The 15,672-nt window shown below is 70.4% G+C and carries 17 protein-coding genes; 14 read left to right on the top strand and 3 right to left on the bottom strand.

The window, feature by feature from the left end; all coding sequences use genetic code 11:
* Nucleotides 1–4: 4 nt before the first annotated feature.
* From ABZ910_RS11660 to ABZ910_RS11625, 8 genes are all read left to right on the top strand, one after another.
* On the top strand, nt 5–949 hold the full coding sequence (locus tag ABZ910_RS11660; RefSeq protein ID WP_361362116.1) for a type II secretion system F family protein: 945 nt from the start codon (nt 5–7) through the stop codon (nt 947–949).
* A 14-nt stretch (nt 950–963) separates the two neighbouring features.
* Nucleotides 964–1,860 (top strand): DUF5936 domain-containing protein, encoded by an 897-nt coding sequence (locus tag ABZ910_RS11655; RefSeq protein WP_361362114.1) that lies wholly within the window; start codon nt 964–966, stop codon nt 1,858–1,860.
* Nucleotides 1,861–1,940: 80 nt separating this feature from the next.
* Nucleotides 1,941–3,242, top strand: coding sequence for a histidine kinase (locus tag ABZ910_RS11650; RefSeq protein WP_361362286.1), 1,302 nt, complete (start codon nt 1,941–1,943; stop codon nt 3,240–3,242).
* Nucleotides 3,243–3,253: 11 nt separating this feature from the next.
* Nucleotides 3,254–4,015, top strand: a complete 762-nt coding sequence (locus ABZ910_RS11645; protein ID WP_361362112.1) for a response regulator transcription factor — start codon at nt 3,254–3,256, stop codon at nt 4,013–4,015.
* Nucleotides 4,016–4,158: 143 nt separating this feature from the next.
* Nucleotides 4,159–4,365 carry a hypothetical protein gene (locus ABZ910_RS11640; protein WP_361362283.1) on the top strand — a complete coding sequence of 69 codons (207 nt, stop codon included), beginning with the start codon at nt 4,159–4,161 and terminating at the stop codon, nt 4,363–4,365.
* Nucleotides 4,362–4,979 carry a pilus assembly protein TadG-related protein gene (locus tag ABZ910_RS11635; protein ID WP_361362281.1) on the top strand — a complete coding sequence of 206 codons (618 nt, stop codon included), beginning with the start codon at nt 4,362–4,364 and terminating at the stop codon, nt 4,977–4,979. The genes ABZ910_RS11640 and ABZ910_RS11635 overlap by 4 nt, the downstream gene beginning before the upstream one ends.
* A 34-nt stretch (nt 4,980–5,013) precedes the next feature.
* Nucleotides 5,014–5,595: a hypothetical protein gene (locus ABZ910_RS11630; protein WP_361362110.1), complete on the top strand. Its 582-nt coding sequence runs from the start codon at nt 5,014–5,016 to the stop codon at nt 5,593–5,595.
* Nucleotides 5,596–5,602: 7 nt separating this feature from the next.
* The gene (locus ABZ910_RS11625; protein WP_361362108.1) at nt 5,603–6,241 is read left to right on the top strand and encodes an OmpA family protein; all 639 of its coding nucleotides are present in this window, start codon (nt 5,603–5,605) and stop codon (nt 6,239–6,241) included.
* Here ABZ910_RS11625 and ABZ910_RS11620 read toward each other — a convergent pair.
* A complete protein-coding gene (locus ABZ910_RS11620; protein ID WP_361362106.1) occupies nt 6,216–6,611 on the bottom strand; it encodes a DUF192 domain-containing protein in 396 nt (131 codons plus the stop codon). The two genes, ABZ910_RS11625 and ABZ910_RS11620, sit on opposite strands and share 26 nt — an antisense overlap.
* Before the next feature lie 112 nt (nt 6,612–6,723).
* Between ABZ910_RS11620 and ABZ910_RS11615 the strand changes: the two genes are divergently transcribed.
* From ABZ910_RS11615 to ABZ910_RS11595, 5 genes are all read left to right on the top strand, one after another.
* Complete coding sequence (locus tag ABZ910_RS11615) at nt 6,724–7,596, top strand: LLM class flavin-dependent oxidoreductase (RefSeq protein ID WP_361362104.1); 873 nt, start codon at nt 6,724–6,726, stop codon at nt 7,594–7,596.
* A 678-nt stretch (nt 7,597–8,274) separates the two neighbouring features.
* Complete coding sequence (locus tag ABZ910_RS11610) at nt 8,275–9,048, top strand: isoprenyl transferase (RefSeq protein ID WP_361362102.1); 774 nt, start codon at nt 8,275–8,277, stop codon at nt 9,046–9,048.
* A 387-nt stretch (nt 9,049–9,435) separates the two neighbouring features.
* On the top strand, nt 9,436–10,761 hold the full coding sequence (locus ABZ910_RS11605) for a PhoH family protein (RefSeq protein WP_361362100.1): 1,326 nt from the start codon (nt 9,436–9,438) through the stop codon (nt 10,759–10,761).
* Between the two features lie 429 nt (nt 10,762–11,190).
* Complete coding sequence (locus ABZ910_RS11600; RefSeq protein ID WP_361362098.1) at nt 11,191–11,898, top strand: lytic transglycosylase domain-containing protein; 708 nt, start codon at nt 11,191–11,193, stop codon at nt 11,896–11,898.
* A gap of 155 nt (nt 11,899–12,053) precedes the next feature.
* Nucleotides 12,054–13,430: an AI-2E family transporter gene (locus ABZ910_RS11595; protein WP_361362278.1), complete on the top strand. Its 1,377-nt coding sequence runs from the start codon at nt 12,054–12,056 to the stop codon at nt 13,428–13,430.
* Nucleotides 13,431–13,457: 27 nt separating this feature from the next.
* Here ABZ910_RS11595 and ABZ910_RS11590 read toward each other — a convergent pair whose 3' ends face one another.
* Both ABZ910_RS11590 and ABZ910_RS11585 read right to left on the bottom strand, forming a co-directional pair.
* Nucleotides 13,458–13,991: an alkyl hydroperoxide reductase gene (locus tag ABZ910_RS11590; RefSeq protein ID WP_361362096.1), complete on the bottom strand. Its 534-nt coding sequence runs from the start codon at nt 13,989–13,991 to the stop codon at nt 13,458–13,460.
* A gap of 1 nt (nt 13,992) precedes the next feature.
* A complete protein-coding gene (locus tag ABZ910_RS11585; RefSeq protein WP_361362094.1) occupies nt 13,993–14,547 on the bottom strand; it encodes a peroxiredoxin in 555 nt (184 codons plus the stop codon).
* A 136-nt stretch (nt 14,548–14,683) separates the two neighbouring features.
* Here ABZ910_RS11585 and ABZ910_RS11580 point away from each other — a divergent pair, with 136 nt between their 5' ends.
* Entirely contained in the window at nt 14,684–15,637 is a 954-nt protein-coding gene (locus ABZ910_RS11580) for a LysR substrate-binding domain-containing protein (RefSeq protein WP_361362092.1), read from the top strand.
* The last annotated feature ends 35 nt before the right edge of the window (nt 15,638–15,672 follow it).

Genomic DNA, 15,672 nt, shown 5'->3' with positions numbered 1-15,672 from the left:
CCCCATGGATCTCCACACCCTCGTCGCCCTCACCACCGGCATCACGCTGCTCACCCTCGTCCTGGCCGTGCTCGGCCTGCACGCCTACGCGGCGGGCCGCGGCCGGCAGGCCGAGCTGGTCGAGCGGCTGTCGAGCACGGGGCAGATCCCGATGACCGGCCGCCGGCGCCGCCTGCGCACCCTCGACCGCCGCCTGCGCCGCACCGCTCTCGGCCGCAGGCTGGAACTCCGGCTGGCGGCGACCGGCCTGGACATCACCCCGGGCGAGTTCTTCGCCTGCATGCTCGCCGCCGTGGCCGCGCTGTGGCTCGTCGGCGAGGCCACCCTCGCCCCCTTCTTCGGCCCGCTGGCGGGGCTGCTCGGCGTCTGGGCCGCCTGGCAGTTCCTCGCCTGGCAACGCCAGAAACGCATCGAGCGCTTCATCAACCAACTCCCCGAACTGGCCCGCATCCTGGCCAACGCCACCCAGGCCGGCCTCGCCCTGCGCACCGCGATCGGCCTGGCCGCGGAGGAGCTGGAGGCCCCGGCAGGCGAGGAACTCGCCAAAGTCGCCGACCAGTTGGCGATCGGTCACTCCATGGACGACGCGCTGGGCGACCTCGCCGACCGCCTCCCCTCCCGCGAGCTGGTCGTGCTGGTCACCACACTCGTCCTGTCCAACCGGGCCGGCGGGCAGGTGGTGGGCGCCCTGCGCAACCTGACCGAGACGCTGGAGGAACGCAAGGAGACCCGGCGCGAGATCCGCACCCAGCTCTCCCAGGTGACGATGACCTCGTACGCCGTCCCCGTCCTCGGCACCGGCGCGCTGTTCCTCATGAACGGCGTCAAGGAGGGCGCCCTGGACCGCATGACCGGCTCGGCCATCGGCCAGGCCTGCGTGATCGTCGCGTTCGCGATGTACGCGGTCGGCTTCGTCCTCATCCGCCGCATGAGCCGTATCGACGTCTGAGGAGGCCGGCCTTGATGGGATGGACGGGATTCCTGCCGGCCCTGCTGATGGGCCTGAGCGTGTGGGGCGTCCTCGCCGGGATCCGGATGTACCGGGCGGAGGTCAAGCTGCCCAGCGACCTCGCACTGGCCCTGGAGGTGGGCGCGACCCGCACCGGCGCCGCGAACTCCCTGATCGACCGCATGGGCATGCGCTACGCCCCGGCCGTGCTGCGCCTGATGGGCCCGAAGCAGGTCGCCAAGTACCGCCGCAGGATCGACCTGGCGGGCAACCCCGGGGGCCTGACCATCGACCGCTACGCGGCCCGCCGGGCGGTGTACGGCGCGCTCGGCGGGGTGGGGTTCCTGGTGATGCTGCTGAGAGGGGAGTACGTCGTGGCCGTACTCCTGCTCGCCTTCGGCGCGTTCTGGACGGAGGTCGGCATCTGGTCGGCGATCCGCATCCGCAAGGACGTGATCGAACGGACGCTGCCCGACTTCCTGGACGTCCTGGCGGTGGTGGTGAGCGCGGGCCTGGGCTTCCGCCAGGCGCTGGACCGGGTCGCCTCGCGGTACGAGGGCCCCTGGGCCGACGAACTCCGCATCACCCTGCGCCAGATGGACCTCGGCATGAGCCGCCGCCAGGCCTTCGCGGAGCTGCGCCGGCGCAACGACTCCGAGCAGGTGGCGATGTTCGTGACGGCGCTGCAGCAGGGCGAGGAACTGGGTGCCCCCATCGTCGACACCCTCGTCGCCCTGGCCAAGGACATGCGCCGCACGGACGCCCAGAACGCCCGCCGCAAGGCCGCCCGTGCGGTCCCCAAGGCCACGCTGATGATCACGACGTTCATGGTCCCGGCCACGATGCTGCTCCTGGGCGCGGGCCTGCTGCTGGGCTCCGGGGTGGACTTCGGCACGCTCACGGGGAAGTAGGCGGGGTGATGGCCATGGCGACGGCGAACGACCGGACGGGACCGCAGCCCCGGCACCCCACGGAGCCCCCCGTGATCACGATCGACCCGCCGGCCACCCCCGGCGGAAGGGCCCCGCAGGGACCACCCCCACCGGACCCCGAAAGACTCCAGATACGCGCCCTGCAGGCGATGTGCCGCCAGGTCTTCGGCTTCCGTCTGGCCATGATCGCCGTGGCCGCCCCCGCCGCCCTCGTCAACGCGGCCCCCGGCCTGGGCGCCCGCCTGGTGGGCGCGGCGGTGGTCGTCACCTTCATGGTGTCGTACGTCCTGTTCCGCGACTGGGAGCGCTTCGGCCCCCTCCTCCTGCGCCACCCCACCCTCCTGGCGGCGGACACCCTCTTCGGCTCCCTCCTGCTCGTCTCGGCCGGCCCGGACACGACCCTCGCCTACGTCAGCGTCTGCACCCCCCTCCTCGCCGGCCTCGTCTACGGCTGGCGGGGCGCGGCCTGCTTCGCCTCGCTCCAGGCCCTGATCCTGCTCCTGGTCCACGCCACGCTGACGAAGGGCCCCCACACGGACGCGGCCGAGTCACTGCTCCTGCCCGGACTCTGCGTCATCACGGGCGCGATGGGCTCGACCCTGCGCAACCTGATGCTCCGCTACGGCGCCGCGACCCAGGCCCTGACGGCGGTCCAGGCCCGGCTGGCGGGCGCGGAGGCGGCGGGCGCGGAACGGGCCCGCCTGGCCCGGGAGATGCACGACTCGGTCACCAAGACGCTGTACGGCGTGGCCCTCGCGGCGGACGGCCTGGCGGCCTCGGCGGCAGCGGGCCCCCGCATGGACCCGGCCCTGATCAGACAGCAGGCGGAACTGGTGTCCCGCTCGGCCCGCAGGGCGGCGGTGGAGGCACGCGAGCTGCTGACGGACCTGCGCCGCGAGGACACCCCGGACAGGGGCCTGCTCGCGGAACTGGCAAGGAAGGCTGAGGACTTCACACACCGGACGGGCCTGCCGACCACCGGCCCCGCGACACCCACGCACCCCCTCCCACCGATCCCCCCTGCCATGGCCCGCCAACTCCTCGCCATCGCCTCGGAGGCCATGGAGAACGCCCACCGTCACGCGGACGCCACCCGCGTGGACGTACGGGCCGACGTCCAAGGCGGTGTGCTCCGCATCAGCGTCCGCGACGACGGCCGGGGCCTGCCGCCCGGCACCACCCTCGACCGACTCCGCCGTACCGGCCACTTCGGCCTGATCGGCATGACCGAGCGTGCCGCGTCGGTCGGCGCCCGCATCCATATCGGACAGGGCGCCCGCCCCCAGGGCACGGAGGTGCTCCTGGAGCTGCCGCTGACGGCCCTGACACCCCCGAACGCCGAACAGGCCCCGGACACATGAGAGGAGGCCCCATGCCGGTCCCGGCGAACCCCTTCGACACCTTTCCCCCGACCACCCCCGTCGCCACCCCCCTCCGCATCCTGGTGGCCGACGACAACCCCGTGGTCCGCGCGGGCCTCACGGCCCTTCTCGCCGGCCGTGAGGACATCACGGTGGTGGCGGAGGCGGCGGACGGCCGCGAGGCCTACGACGCGGCCTGCCGTCACCGCCCCGACGTCATCCTCCTCGACGTCCGCATGCCCGGCGTCGACGGCATCGCCGCGCTCCCGCACCTCGTGCGCCTGGCCCCGGTCATGATGCTGACCTACAGCCACGAGTCGGAGACCGTCCAGGAGGCCGTACGGCTGGGCGCCGCCGGCTATCTGGTCCACGGCGAGTTCACCGTGGACCAACTCCTCACGGCGGTACGGGACATCCGCCACGGCCGACCGCACTTCACGCCGACGGCGGCGGGAGCGCTGATGGCGCAACTCAAAAGCGACGCAACTGCACACGGCAATCCGGAAATGGCCAGTTCCGCACCCACTGTTTCTTCACAAAACCTTTCGCAACTGCAATCAGGCGTGGGACAGTCGGGGAGGTCGCGGTTCCAACTCAGCCCGAGGGAGGCGGAGATCATGGACCTCATCGCGTCCGGCATGACCAACCAGCAGATCGCCGCCGCCTGCTTCATCAGCGAGAAGACGGTCAAGAACCACATCAACCGCATCTTCGCCAAGCTCCACAGCACCAGCCGCTCGCAGGCGGCCGCCAAGTGGCTGGGGGTGGCCTGAGATGCGCGTACGGGGGACGGGCTGGGCCCGGGATTGGGTCCTGGGGCCCTCCGGCGGGTGGGGTGCCCGGCCGTACGTTGCCCGTGCCGACGGCTGCAGCGGCGGGGAGGAAGCCGGGAGCGCGGCACGGGGAGGGGAGCTCCATGAGCAACTGGACCAACACGACCGTCGCGTACCTGCGGTCCCGCGTCGCCCGTCTCGCCCGCGACGACAGGGGGCAGACGGCGGTGGAGTACCTGGGCATCATCGCGGTGGTCGTGGCGATCGTGCTGGCGATCACCGGTACGGACATCGGGCAGACGATCTTCGACGCGATCACGCAGAAGATCGCCGAGGTGACCGGCGGCTGAGGCGCCCTCTCACCTACTACGACGACGCAGGGCAGGCCTTTCCCATTTACCTCACGGTGGTGGCGGGCCTGCTCTTTCTCGCGTTGGTCTATCTCGCGGTCGGCCAGGCCGCGGCGACGCGCAACGGCGCCCAGACAGCCGCGGACGCGGCGGCGCTCGCGGCGGCTCAGGACACCCGGGACCAGTTGACGGGCCAGTGGGTGAAGGACGTACTCGACCCGGCCAAGTGGCAGGACATCTTCGACGCGGACGTGCCCGTCGACCCCTCCTGCGGGCGTGCCGATCAGCTGGCCGGCCGCAACGGCGCCCATGTGGAGGCGTGCACGCCGAAGGGCCCGCTGGGCTACCGGGTGGACGTCCGGACCGACAAGCCGGTGGGGGACTCGATCGTGCCCGGCACGGAACGGACGTACGCCAAGGCGCATGCCACCGCGGTCATCGAGCCGCTGTGCACGTTCGAGCTTCCAAGCGGAAAGGTTCCGGGCGGTAAGGCGGGCGGCCACGCGTTGCCGCGGCTCACTTGCAAGGACCGGGACTGGGACCTGGATCCGCACGACCTCACGGACCTCCCGGGTCCTGAGGATCTCTTCGACGTCCACCTGGCCGCCGACTGACAAGCACACGACGAGTGGAGAAGGAAGCGGGGCGATGAGCATGCGGTTCACTGCGGGGGCCCGCAGAGGGATGGTCGCACTGACCGTTGCGGCCGGCCTGGCCGTCGGTGCGGCCGGCTGCGGTGGGAGTGGCGGGGGTGACGAGAAGCCGAAGACCTCGGCCTCGGCCGACAAGAACGGTGGAGCCGATCCGAGCGCCCAGGAGGGGCAGTCGGACACGCCCCTGGCCGAGTTGAAGGGATCGGACGGACTGATCCTCCGGATCACCTCGGCCCAGCGGGATTCCGGCGGTTTCGTCACGGTGAACGGAATGCTGAAGAACGACGGCGCCAAGAGCGTCGCGATTCCCTCGGCGTTGAGCGGCAACGAGACGGAGATCATCCGCAACGGACATTCACTCGGCGGCGCCACCCTCGTCGACTCCAAGGGCAAGAAGCGCTATTACGTGCTGCGCGACACGGACGGCCGTCCGCTGACCACCACGGGATTCTCCACGATCAAGGCGGGCGACAGCCTGGCCGTGTTCATGCAGTTCCCGGCGCCGCCGACGAGTACGACCGACGTCACCTTCCAGCTGCCGACGTTTGCGTCCGCCCCCGTCACGATCTCCGGGTGAGGCCGCCGTGACCACCACATCCCGCCTCCCCCTCGCCGTCACCACCGCCACCGCCACCGTCCTCCTCGCCACGAGCCTCTACGGTGCCGGAGCCGCCCGCGCCGACGACAGCGGCCCCAGCGTTCCCCCGGGCACCGAGGCCGGCCCCGCCGCCCCCGTCCGGGTCGACCCCAACGACCCGGACCTGAAGCTGCCCGAGGGCGCCACCCTCGCGAGCCCCAAGGTCCTGGACATCAAGTCGGTCGTCGAGGACCAGAGCGGCGACGAGCGTCGCGAGGACACCAACGCGGACGTGACGTTCGCGCTCCAGGCCGAGGTCCTGTTCGGCAAGGACAGCGCGAAGCTCGGTGGTGAGGCGAAGGCCCGTATCTCCGCGATCGCCGAGGAGATCAAGAAGCAGAACGCTACGCAGATCCGGGTGTTCGGCTTCACCGACGACCTGGGCTCCTCCGCCCACGGCGACGTCCTGTCCAAGCGGCGCGCCAACGCCGTACAGGAGGTGCTGGACCAGGACCTGAACGACCCGGACATCACCTTCGAGGTGCGCGGCTACGGCGAGCAGTACCCGATCGCGGACAACTCCACGGAGGCGGGCCGCAAGAAGAACCGACGGGTGGAGGTCACCTTCCCGCGCCCGGAGAGCTGACGTCCTCGACCGTCACCCGCACCCCCGCCCGAATCCCCCACTCCGCCATGGCCCCCGCCTCCGCCTCCAGCACATGCCGGGCGCGGAGCCGGGGCAGGCCCAGGCGGCCGGGTTTCATGGTGCGTACGGCGATGACCCTCAGCAGGCGGTCGAGGTAGGCGACGTCGATGGGCATCCCCATCCCGAAGGTGTGCACGCTGTTCGCGGGCGTCAGCAGCATCGCCCCGGCCACAGAGTCCCGCCCCAACAGCCCTTTCGTACGCGTGCGGTACGAGGCCGCTATCTCCAGGGGAACGGTCGGGCCGCCGGCGTCCGAAGGATCGCTCCCGTGCACGACCAGCCTCCCCGGCCCGTCCTTCCAGTACCCCATGCCGAGATCCCCTCCGCTGTCCCGTGCTGCGCCTGCCCCTGGGCTGTCACGCCGAACCGCCGTGCCGCACAAAGCAGTTGTGGGGTCGGTCCGCAGCCACTAGGAAGACTCCATGACCGTACTCGGCGCCGTGTTCCGTCCCCAGCTCCCCCCTGAGCGCCTGCGGGCCGTGGCCCGGATCGCGGACGACGCGGGGCTCGAGGAGCTCTGGCTCTGGGAGGACTGCTTCCGGGAGGGCGGGCTGTCCACCGCCGCCGCCGCGCTCGCCTGGACCGAGCGGGTACGGATCGGGGTCGGGCTGCTGCCCGTGCCGTTGCGGAACGTCGCCATCAGCGCGATGGAGGCCGCCACGCTGCACCGGATGTTCCCCGGACGGCCCATGATCGCCGTCGGGCACGGGGTGCAGGAGTGGATGGGGCAGGTCGGTGCCCGGGTCGTGTCGCCGCTGACCCTGCTCCGGGAGCATCTGGACGCCCTGCGCGCCCTGCTGCGGGGCGAGCGGCTCAGCATCGACGGGCGGTACGTCCAGCTCGACGACGTCGCCCTCGACTGGCCGCCGCAAGGCCCCGTCGAGGTGCTCACCGGCGCCACCGGGCCGCGTACGCTGCGGCTCTCCGGCGAAGCCGCCGACGGCACGATCCTCACCGCGTCCACCTCGCCGGACGGCGTGCGACGGGCGCGGCGGCTCGTCGACGAGGGGCGGGAGGCGGCCGGGCGCGGCGGGCCGCACAAGGTCGTCGTCTATCTCCTCGCCGCCACCGGTCCCGACGCCGACGCCCGGTTGCGCGCCGAGCTGGCGGCCGAGGGGCTCGGCGACGTGCCGGGTCTCGGTGTCGCCGGGGACGCGGCGGCCGTGGCCGAGGCCGTGCGGGGACTCGCGGACGCCGGGGCCGATGCGGTGATCCTGCAGCCGACCGGGGACGAGCCGGATCCGGAGGGCTTCGTACGGTTCACGGCCGAGGAGGTACGGCCCCTCGTGCCGTGAATCGTACGCAGCACGGGGTTTCCACATCGCTATCGATCGTTCTCGTCGTCGGCTCACGCCTGTCCGGCCCCTTCCCATAGGTTCAGACCAAGTAATTCGTGTGAGCAAAGCCGCGCAAGGCGGTACGGCGCAGTGGAGGGGGGCTGCGCGGTACCGGAAGTGCGCCGGTGCGCCCGTCAAGCGCCCGTTGCGACGGAGGTCGCCTGTCGGGGGGACACGACGGCGACGCGCCGACCGCGGCTCGCATGAGAGCCATATTTCTTTCGAGCTCTCCCCAGGTCCCCCGATCTTGCTCTGAATCTCCGCATGCACCTCGATGGCCTGCGGTTTCGTCGCGGATTCCGCCGCGCGGGGGCCGGTGAAGGAGGGCTTCCGTATCCGTCGGGGCGTCGCCGGGCGACTTCGGAGAGTAGTTGTGGCACGCCGATGCACGCAGCATCACTTACGAAGGGTTATGGTGGAAACCCCCCCTCGGGCCGGTCCGTCTCCCCCCCACGGACCGGCCCGTTTTTCTTGTGGCCTTCCGTGCTGCCGCCGGATCGCCGCCCGGCACCATGTGCGGGCGCGCCGATGCGTCGGGGGTAGGCTTCGACCCCGGGGAACCGCCATACGGACAGGGACCGCCCGCGGTCGAGCCGGGTGCGCCTGTCCGATCCGTACGGAGGGGCTGACAATCACGTGATCCTGCGCGACAAGCTGCGCGGCCTTCTGGTCAGGCTGTACGCACGCCGGGTGGAAGGTCACCTGGACCACGCTCAGGTGCCCAAGCACATCGGCGTCATCATGGACGGCAATCGCCGCTGGGCGAAGGCCGCCGGGTCCAGCACCGTGCACGGCCACCGGGTCGGTGCCGACAAGATCGGCGAGTTCCTCGGCTGGTGCAGCGAGACGGACGTCGAGGTCGTCACCCTGTGGCTGCTGTCGACGGACAACTTCGACCGGCCCAAGGAGGAGCTCGTCCCACTCCTCGGCATCATCGAGGACGTCGTACGCTCCCTCGCCGCCGACGGCCGCTGGCGGGTGCACCACGTCGGCACCCCGGACCTGCTCCCCGCGGAGATGCAGCGGACGCTGAAGGACGCCGAGGAGTCCACCGCCCAGGGCGACGGGATACTGGTCAACGTCGCCATCGGCTACGGCGGCCGCCAGGAGATCGCCGACGCCGTGCGCTCGATGCTCCAGGATGCCCAGGACAAGGGCGTCTCCATGGACGACCTCGCCGAGTCCGTCGACGTCGACATGATCGGCCGCCACCTCTACACCGGCGCGCAGCCCGACCCCGACCTGGTGATCCGGACCAGCGGAGAGCAGCGGCTGTCCGGATTCATGCTGTGGCAGACCGCGCACTCCGAGTACTACTTCTGCGAGGTCTTCTGGCCGGCCTTCCGCAAGGTCGACTTCCTGCGTGCCCTGCGCGACTACGCCGCGCGGCACCGGCGCTACGGCGGCTGACGGGCGGGCGCGTCACCCGGGCGGCCCACCCGGCGCCACATCGCCTGCGGTGGGTGTCCGTTCGGAAAGCGCCCCCGGCCCACCCCGTTTGGGGCGGAAGTAACGAGGAGTTCACCAGCGCGCTGTCCTGTGCGTTTGCATGGCGTCGCGTGTTCGAGGGCATAACGCAGACAGGTCGACGCCCGAACCACGGGTGTCGGATCTCAGCGGGCGGCTCGGTGCCGTCCGCCCGGGAGGCCCTTTGCACCAGCCCGACCGTGCCGTCGCAGCACGGACGCAGCCGCGGAGGGCCGGTTTTCGGCCCGCCGTGCACGTGCCACGGGGCCGTCAACCGGTCCAGCTCTTTCTCGTCGCTCCCCGACCTCATCCGAGGGGGTACGTCCTTCCGTGGTGACCAGCGCAAAGCGCCACAAGTCAGACCGGCGCACCTACGTTCTCGACACCAGCGTCCTGCTGGCCGACCCCAGTGCACTGACCCGCTTCGAGGAGCACGAGGTCGTGCTCCCCATCGTCGTGGTGACGGAACTGGAGGCCAAGCGGCACCATCCCGAACTCGGCTACTTCGCGCGGCAGGCGCTGCGTCTGCTCGACGACTACCGGGTCCGGTACGGCCGTCTGGACGCCCCGATCCCGATCGGGGACCTGGGTGGAACGATCCGTGTCGAGCTCAACCACTCGGACCCCAGCGTGCTGCCCACCGGCTACCGCCTGGGGGACAACGACTCCCGCATCCTCGCGGTCGCCCGCAATCTGCAGGCCGAGGGGTTCGACGTCACGGTCGTGTCGAAGGACCTGCCGCTGCGGATCAAGGCCTCGTCCGTCGGCCTCCTCGCCGAGGAGTACCGCGCCGAACTCGCCATCACGGACGCCTCCGGCTGGACCGGGATGTCCGAACTCCCGTTGTCCGGCGAACAGGTGGACATCCTCTTCGAGGAAGGCCATGTGTATGTGCCGGAGGTGTCCGAGCTCCCTGTCCACACCGGCCTGACGATCCAGTCGGAGCGGGGCAAGGCGCTGGGCCGGGTGACGGCCGAGGGCAATGTCCGGCTGGTGCGCGGCGACCGTGAGGCATTCGGCATCAAGGGCAGGAGCGCCGAGCAGCGCATCGCCCTCGATCTGCTCCTCGACCCGGACGTCGGCATCGTCTCGATGGGCGGCCGGGCCGGCACCGGCAAGTCGGCGCTGGCGCTGTGCGCGGGCCTGGAGGCGGTCCTGGAGCGTCGTCAGCACGAGAAGGTGATGGTCTTCCGCCCGCTGTACGCGGTCGGCGGGCAGGAACTTGGCTATCTGCCCGGCTCCGAGGCCGAGAAGATGAGCCCCTGGGCGCAGGCGGTCTTCGACACCCTCTCCGCGGTCACCAGCCGCGAGGTCATCGAGGAGGTCACCGCGCGCGGGATGCTGGAGGTGCTGCCGCTGACCCACATCCGCGGACGCTCGCTCCATGACGCGTTCGTCATCGTGGACGAGGCGCAGTCACTCGAACGGAACGTCCTTCTGACCGTTCTGTCGCGAATCGGCGCGAATTCACGGGTGGTTCTGACCCACGATGTGGCACAACGGGACAATCTGCGGGTCGGCCGGTACGACGGTGTCGTAGCCGTCGTGGAGAAGCTGAAGGGGCATCCGCTCTTCGCGCACGTCACGCTGAACCGGTCCGAGAGGTCCCAGATCGCGGCCCTTGTGACCGAAATGCTGGAGGACGGACACATCTGACCCGAGTGACCCAAGTGCTCAACTTGGGTTGATTACCCGCTGGTTGGCGCCGTCCGGCAAAGGCCCCGAGCCTAGCCGGGCGGCGCCGTAACTTGTGCGGATTCCTTGAAATCTCCGGGGTCAAACAGGATGTGAGCTTTCACACGCACCATGGAATTGCCTTGCGATGGCGGGGTACGGCAGAGTCTCACTCCTGTCAGGCCCCGCATACGACACGCCTGTACCCCCAGCGGTATGGCACCACACAAGCACCAGGACCAAACTTCATAGCGACGTCGTATGCCGCCCGAGCACCATGCGGCGCTCCCGTCACGGGAGTTGCCCGCCGGGTCAGTGCCTCCCCGTGACCCCGCAGTTGGGAGGCCAGCGCCAGGGGCACGATTGCGTCCGCCAGGGTCACCGAAGCGGGCGGTGCTGGAAGGAAATCGTGTGAGCCGGATTTCGGTCCGGGGATTCGCAGTGGCCTCGGCCACCGCGGTCACCGCTGTCGGAAGCGTCGTCGGTGTTGCCTCGGGCAGCGTCGCCCAGAACAACGATGCCGCCGAGGCGACGGCAGGCAACGCGACGCTCCTCGCGGACATCCCCACGGGTCAGCAGGCCCAGGTACAGACCGCGTCGCTCGCTCAGCAGGCCGACGCCCAGGCCATCGCCGCGGACGCGAACGCCAAGAAGGACGCCGAAGCGGCGGCCCGCAAGGCTGCCGCCGAGACCGCGGTCGCGAAGAAGGCCGCCGCCGAGGAAGCCGCGAAGGCTGCCAAGGAGGCCAAGAAGCGCGCCGAGGAAAAGGCCGCTGCCAGCCGCGACTCCTCCCGCCTCTCCCTCAACCTCTCCGTGAAGAGCTCGTACTCGGTCGGCGAGATCCAGGCGATGGCGCGTCAGATCGTGGGGGGTGACCAGTTCCAGTGCTTCAGCAACATCGTGAATCACGAGTCGAGCTGGAACTACCAGGCGACGAACGCCTCCTCCGGTGCGTACGGCCTCTTCCAGGCTCTGCCCGGCTCCAAGATGTCGAGTGTCGGCGCGGACTGGCGGACCAACCCGGCCACCCAGATCAAGTGGGGCCTCAACTACATGGACAGCCGGTACGGCAGCCCGTGTGAGGCCTGGTCGTTCTGGCAGGCGAACAGCTGGTACTGATGTACGAGCGGCCCTGAGACCACCGGCAGTGCACTGCCGCTCTCAACCCCGCACAGCCCCCTCCCGTCCTACGGGAAGGGGCTGTTGCCATGTACGGTCGTCGAGACGACTTCCAGGGAGGAGTGGTGGGGACGGACGGGGACGAAGGGCGGATCATGTCGCGAGTGCCGGAGTGGCTCGGCCGGATCGGTGCCGGCCTGACCGAGATGGGTGAGCGCCTCGACGAGCGCCGGGCCGAGGTGGAGAAGGACTACGCCGAGCCCGCCCCCGCCCCCGTCGGCCGAGCCCCGCTCCCCGAGCCGCCACCCGCTCCCGCGCTCGCGGCGTCCGTCCCCGCGCCGCCCCGTCCTGATCCCGCACAGGCGGTGCCGTGGGGAGTCCGGGTCGCGGCGGAGGCCGGCTGGCGGCTGCTGGTGCTCGCCGGAACCCTCTATGTGCTGATGCGGGTCATCAGTGCCGTGCAGCTGGTGGTGCTGGCGTTCGTGTCGGCGCTGCTCGTCACCGCGCTGATGCAGCCCACGGTGGCGCGGCTCAGGCGATACGGGGTGCCGCGGGGGCCCGCCACCGCGCTGACCGCGGTCCTGGGCTTCGTCGTCATGGGCCTCATCGGGTGGTTCGTCACCTGGCAGGTCATGGAGAACATCGACAACCTCTCCAGCCAGGTCCAGGACGGCATCGACGATCTGCGCCGCTGGCTGCTGAACAGCCCCTTCCACGTCACGCCCAAGCAGACCAACGCGATCGCCAAGAACCTGCGCGACGCGATCGGGGCGAACACGGACCAGATAACGTCCGCGGGCCTGGAGGGAGTTCAGGTCGTCGTCGAGGCGCTGACGGGCATCCTGCTGACGATCTTCTCGACGCTGTTCCTGCTGTACGACGGCCGGCGGATCTGGGAGTGGATGCTCAAGCTGGTGCCGGCGGCCGCCCGGCCGGGCGTCGCGGGCGCCGGTCCCCGGGCCTGGCAGACGCTGACGGCGTATGTGCGGGGCACGGTGGTGGTGGCACTGATCGACGCCATCTTCATCGGCCTCGGGATCTACTTCCTCGACGTTCCCATGGCCGTCCCGCTCGCCGTCTTCATCTTCCTGTTCTCCTTCATCCCCCTGGTGGGCGCGGTCGCCTCGGGAGCGCTGGCGGTGGTCGTCGCGCTGGTGACGCAGGGCGTCTTCACCGCGGTGATGACGCTCGCGGTGGTGCTGCTGGTGCAGCAGATCGAGGGCCACGTGCTCCAGCCGTTCATCCTCGGCCGGGCGGTGCGCGTGCACCCGCTCGCGGTGGTGCTCTCGGTCGCGGCCGGCGGCATGGTGGCCGGCATCGGCGGCGCGGTGGTGGCGGTGCCGCTGGTTGCGGTGACGAACACGGTGGTGGGGTATCTGCGCCAGTACTCACTGCGGCAGAGCGCACCGCAGCCGGCCCGTCCGGGGGCCTCCCCCCTGCCCGAGTTCGAGGACGAGGCCGTCCAGGCCGAAGAGGGCGCAGCCTCCAGGAGCGGCGCCGAACACGCCGAGAGCCCCGCCCACCAAGGGTGAGCGGGGCTCGGAGGCAGCGCGGCCGAGTTACTCGGAGAGCACCGCTTCGGCCTCCAGCGTCGTACCGACCGCCTGGACCACCGAGGCGATCTTGAACGCCTCCTGGATCACGTCACGGTCGAGGCCCGCCTTGCGCAGCACCTGCTCGTGCGAGTCCAGGCACATGCCGCAGCCGTTGATGGCGGAGACCGCGAAGGACCACAGCTCGAAGTCGACCTTGTCGACGCCGGGGTTGCCGATGACGTTCATCCGCAGGCCCGCGCGCAGGGTGCCGTACTCGTGGTCCGACAGCAGGTGGCGCGTGCGGTAGAAGACGTTGTTCATCGCCATGATCGCCGCGGCGGACTTGGCCGCCGTGTACGCCTCCGGCGTGAGGTTCGCCTTCGCCTCCGGCTCCAGCTCGCGCAGCACGATCGGGGAGCGCGAGGCGATGGCGGTCGCCAGCACCGTGCCCCACAGCTGCTGAGCGGGCAGGTCGGAGTTGCCGATGACCGAGCCCAGGTTGAGCTTCAGGTCCTTGGCGTAGTCCGGGATGCGTGCCTTGAGCGAGTCGAGCGACATGTCACTCACCGGCCAGCAGCGCGACCGGGTCCAGGGTGTCCTCGCCCTTGCTCCAGTTGCACGGGCAGAGCTCGTCCGTCTGGAGAGCGTCCAGGACCCGCAGGACCTCCTTGGGGTTACGGCCGACGGAGCCGGCGGTCACCATGGAGAACTGGATCTCGTTGTTCTGGTCGACGATGAAGACGGCGCGCTTGGCGAAGCCGTCCTCGCCCTCGATGCCGAGGTCGCGCATGAGCTCGTGCTTCGAGTCGGCCATCATCGGGAAGGGCAGGTCACGCAGGTCGTCGTGGTCCTTGCGCCAGGCGTGGTGCACGAACTCGGAGTCGCCGGAGAAGCCGAGGACCTGGGCGTCACGGTCGGCGAACTCGTCGTTCAGCTTGCCGAAGGCCGCGATCTCGGTCGGGCACACGAAGGTGAAGTCCTTGGGCCACGCAAAGATGATCTTCCACTGGCCCTCGTAGGTCTTGTGGTTGATCGTCTCGAACTCCTTGCCCTTCTCCAGCGAGACGCAGGCGGTCAGTTCGAACTCGGGGAACTTGTCACCGACAGTGAGCACGCGCTCTCCTTGCAGCGAAGAAACACCCGGATTGGCACGAGTGCTTCTCATGGGTTGGACGATCCTGATGGTGGCACAGGGTGCATTGATTAGTGAAATAGCTACACTAGGTCGCATTGATCGGAGGTGGTTATCAGTGACCAGTAGTAGCGGCACGCGAAGGCAGCCGAGTCTCGCACAGCTGCGGGCCTTCGTCGCCGTCGCCGAACATCTGCACTTCCGGGACGCCGCGACCGCCATCGGCATGAGCCAACCGGCCCTGTCCGGCGCGGTGTCGGCGCTGGAGGAGGTCCTGGGCGTGACGCTCCTGGAGCGTACGACCCGCAAGGTGCTGCTCTCGCCCGCGGGTGAGCGTCTCGCCGTACGGGCGAAGGCCGTTCTGGACGAGGTCGGGGCGCTGCTGGAGGAGGCCGAGGCGGTGCGGGCGCCGTTCACCGGTGTGCTGCGGCTCGGTGTCATCCCGACCGTCGCGCCCTATCTGCTGCCCACCGTGCTGCGGCTGGTGCACGACCGGTATCCGCACCTCGACCTCCAGGTGCACGAGGAGCAGACCGCCAGCCTGCTGGACGGCCTGACCTCCGGCCGTCTCGACCTGCTGCTGCTCGCCGTGCCTCTGGGTGTGCCCGGCCTCGTCGAACTCCCGTTGTTCGACGAGGACTTCGTGCTCGCCACCCCGACCGGCCACCGGCTCGGCGACCGCGAGGGCATCCCGCGCGAGGCCCTCAAGGACGTCGACCTGCTGCTCCTCGACGAGGGCCACTGCCTGCGCGACCAGGCCCTCGACATCTGCCGGGAGGTCGGCCGGGCGGACGCGCCGGTGACGACCACGGCCGCGGGGCTGTCGACGCTGGTCCAGCTCGTCGCCGGAGGACTCGGCTGCACCCTGCTCCCGCGCACCGCCCTCCGGGTCGAGACCACCCGGGGCGACCAGCTCCGCACCGGCTCCTTCACCGACCCCGCCCCGGGGCGCCGTATCGCCCTGGTCATGCGCGCCGGCGCGGCCCGCGGAGGCGAGTACCGGGAGTTGGCAGCCGCCCTGCGCGAGGCGCTGCGGCCGCTTCCCGTACGGGTCCTCGACGAGGACGCCTGAGAGGGGCCCTCTGCGGCCGAGGGTCCCTCTCCGCG

The organism is Streptomyces sp. NPDC046805 (assembly GCF_040645355.1).
Taxonomy (GTDB): Bacteria; Actinomycetota; Actinomycetes; order Streptomycetales; family Streptomycetaceae; genus Streptomyces.
Note: the sequence above shows the minus strand (reverse complement) of the source record. Positions and strands in the feature narration are given on the sequence as shown.

Coding starts and splice junctions, on each gene's coding strand:
- ABZ910_RS11590 (WP_361362096.1), bottom strand. CDS start 13,991: ATGTCGCTCGACTCGCTCAAGGCACGCATCCCGGACTACGCCAAGGAC.
- ABZ910_RS11595 (WP_361362278.1), top strand. CDS start 12,054: ATGTCGCGAGTGCCGGAGTGGCTCGGCCGGATCGGTGCCGGCCTGACC.
- ABZ910_RS11630 (WP_361362110.1), top strand. CDS start 5,014: ATGAGCATGCGGTTCACTGCGGGGGCCCGCAGAGGGATGGTCGCACTG.
- ABZ910_RS11660 (WP_361362116.1), top strand. CDS start 5: ATGGATCTCCACACCCTCGTCGCCCTCACCACCGGCATCACGCTGCTC.
- ABZ910_RS11615 (WP_361362104.1), top strand. CDS start 6,724: ATGACCGTACTCGGCGCCGTGTTCCGTCCCCAGCTCCCCCCTGAGCGC.
- ABZ910_RS11640 (WP_361362283.1), top strand. CDS start 4,159: ATGAGCAACTGGACCAACACGACCGTCGCGTACCTGCGGTCCCGCGTC.
- ABZ910_RS11655 (WP_361362114.1), top strand. CDS start 964: ATGGGATGGACGGGATTCCTGCCGGCCCTGCTGATGGGCCTGAGCGTG.
- ABZ910_RS11645 (WP_361362112.1), top strand. CDS start 3,254: ATGCCGGTCCCGGCGAACCCCTTCGACACCTTTCCCCCGACCACCCCC.
- ABZ910_RS11620 (WP_361362106.1), bottom strand. CDS start 6,611: ATGGGGTACTGGAAGGACGGGCCGGGGAGGCTGGTCGTGCACGGGAGC.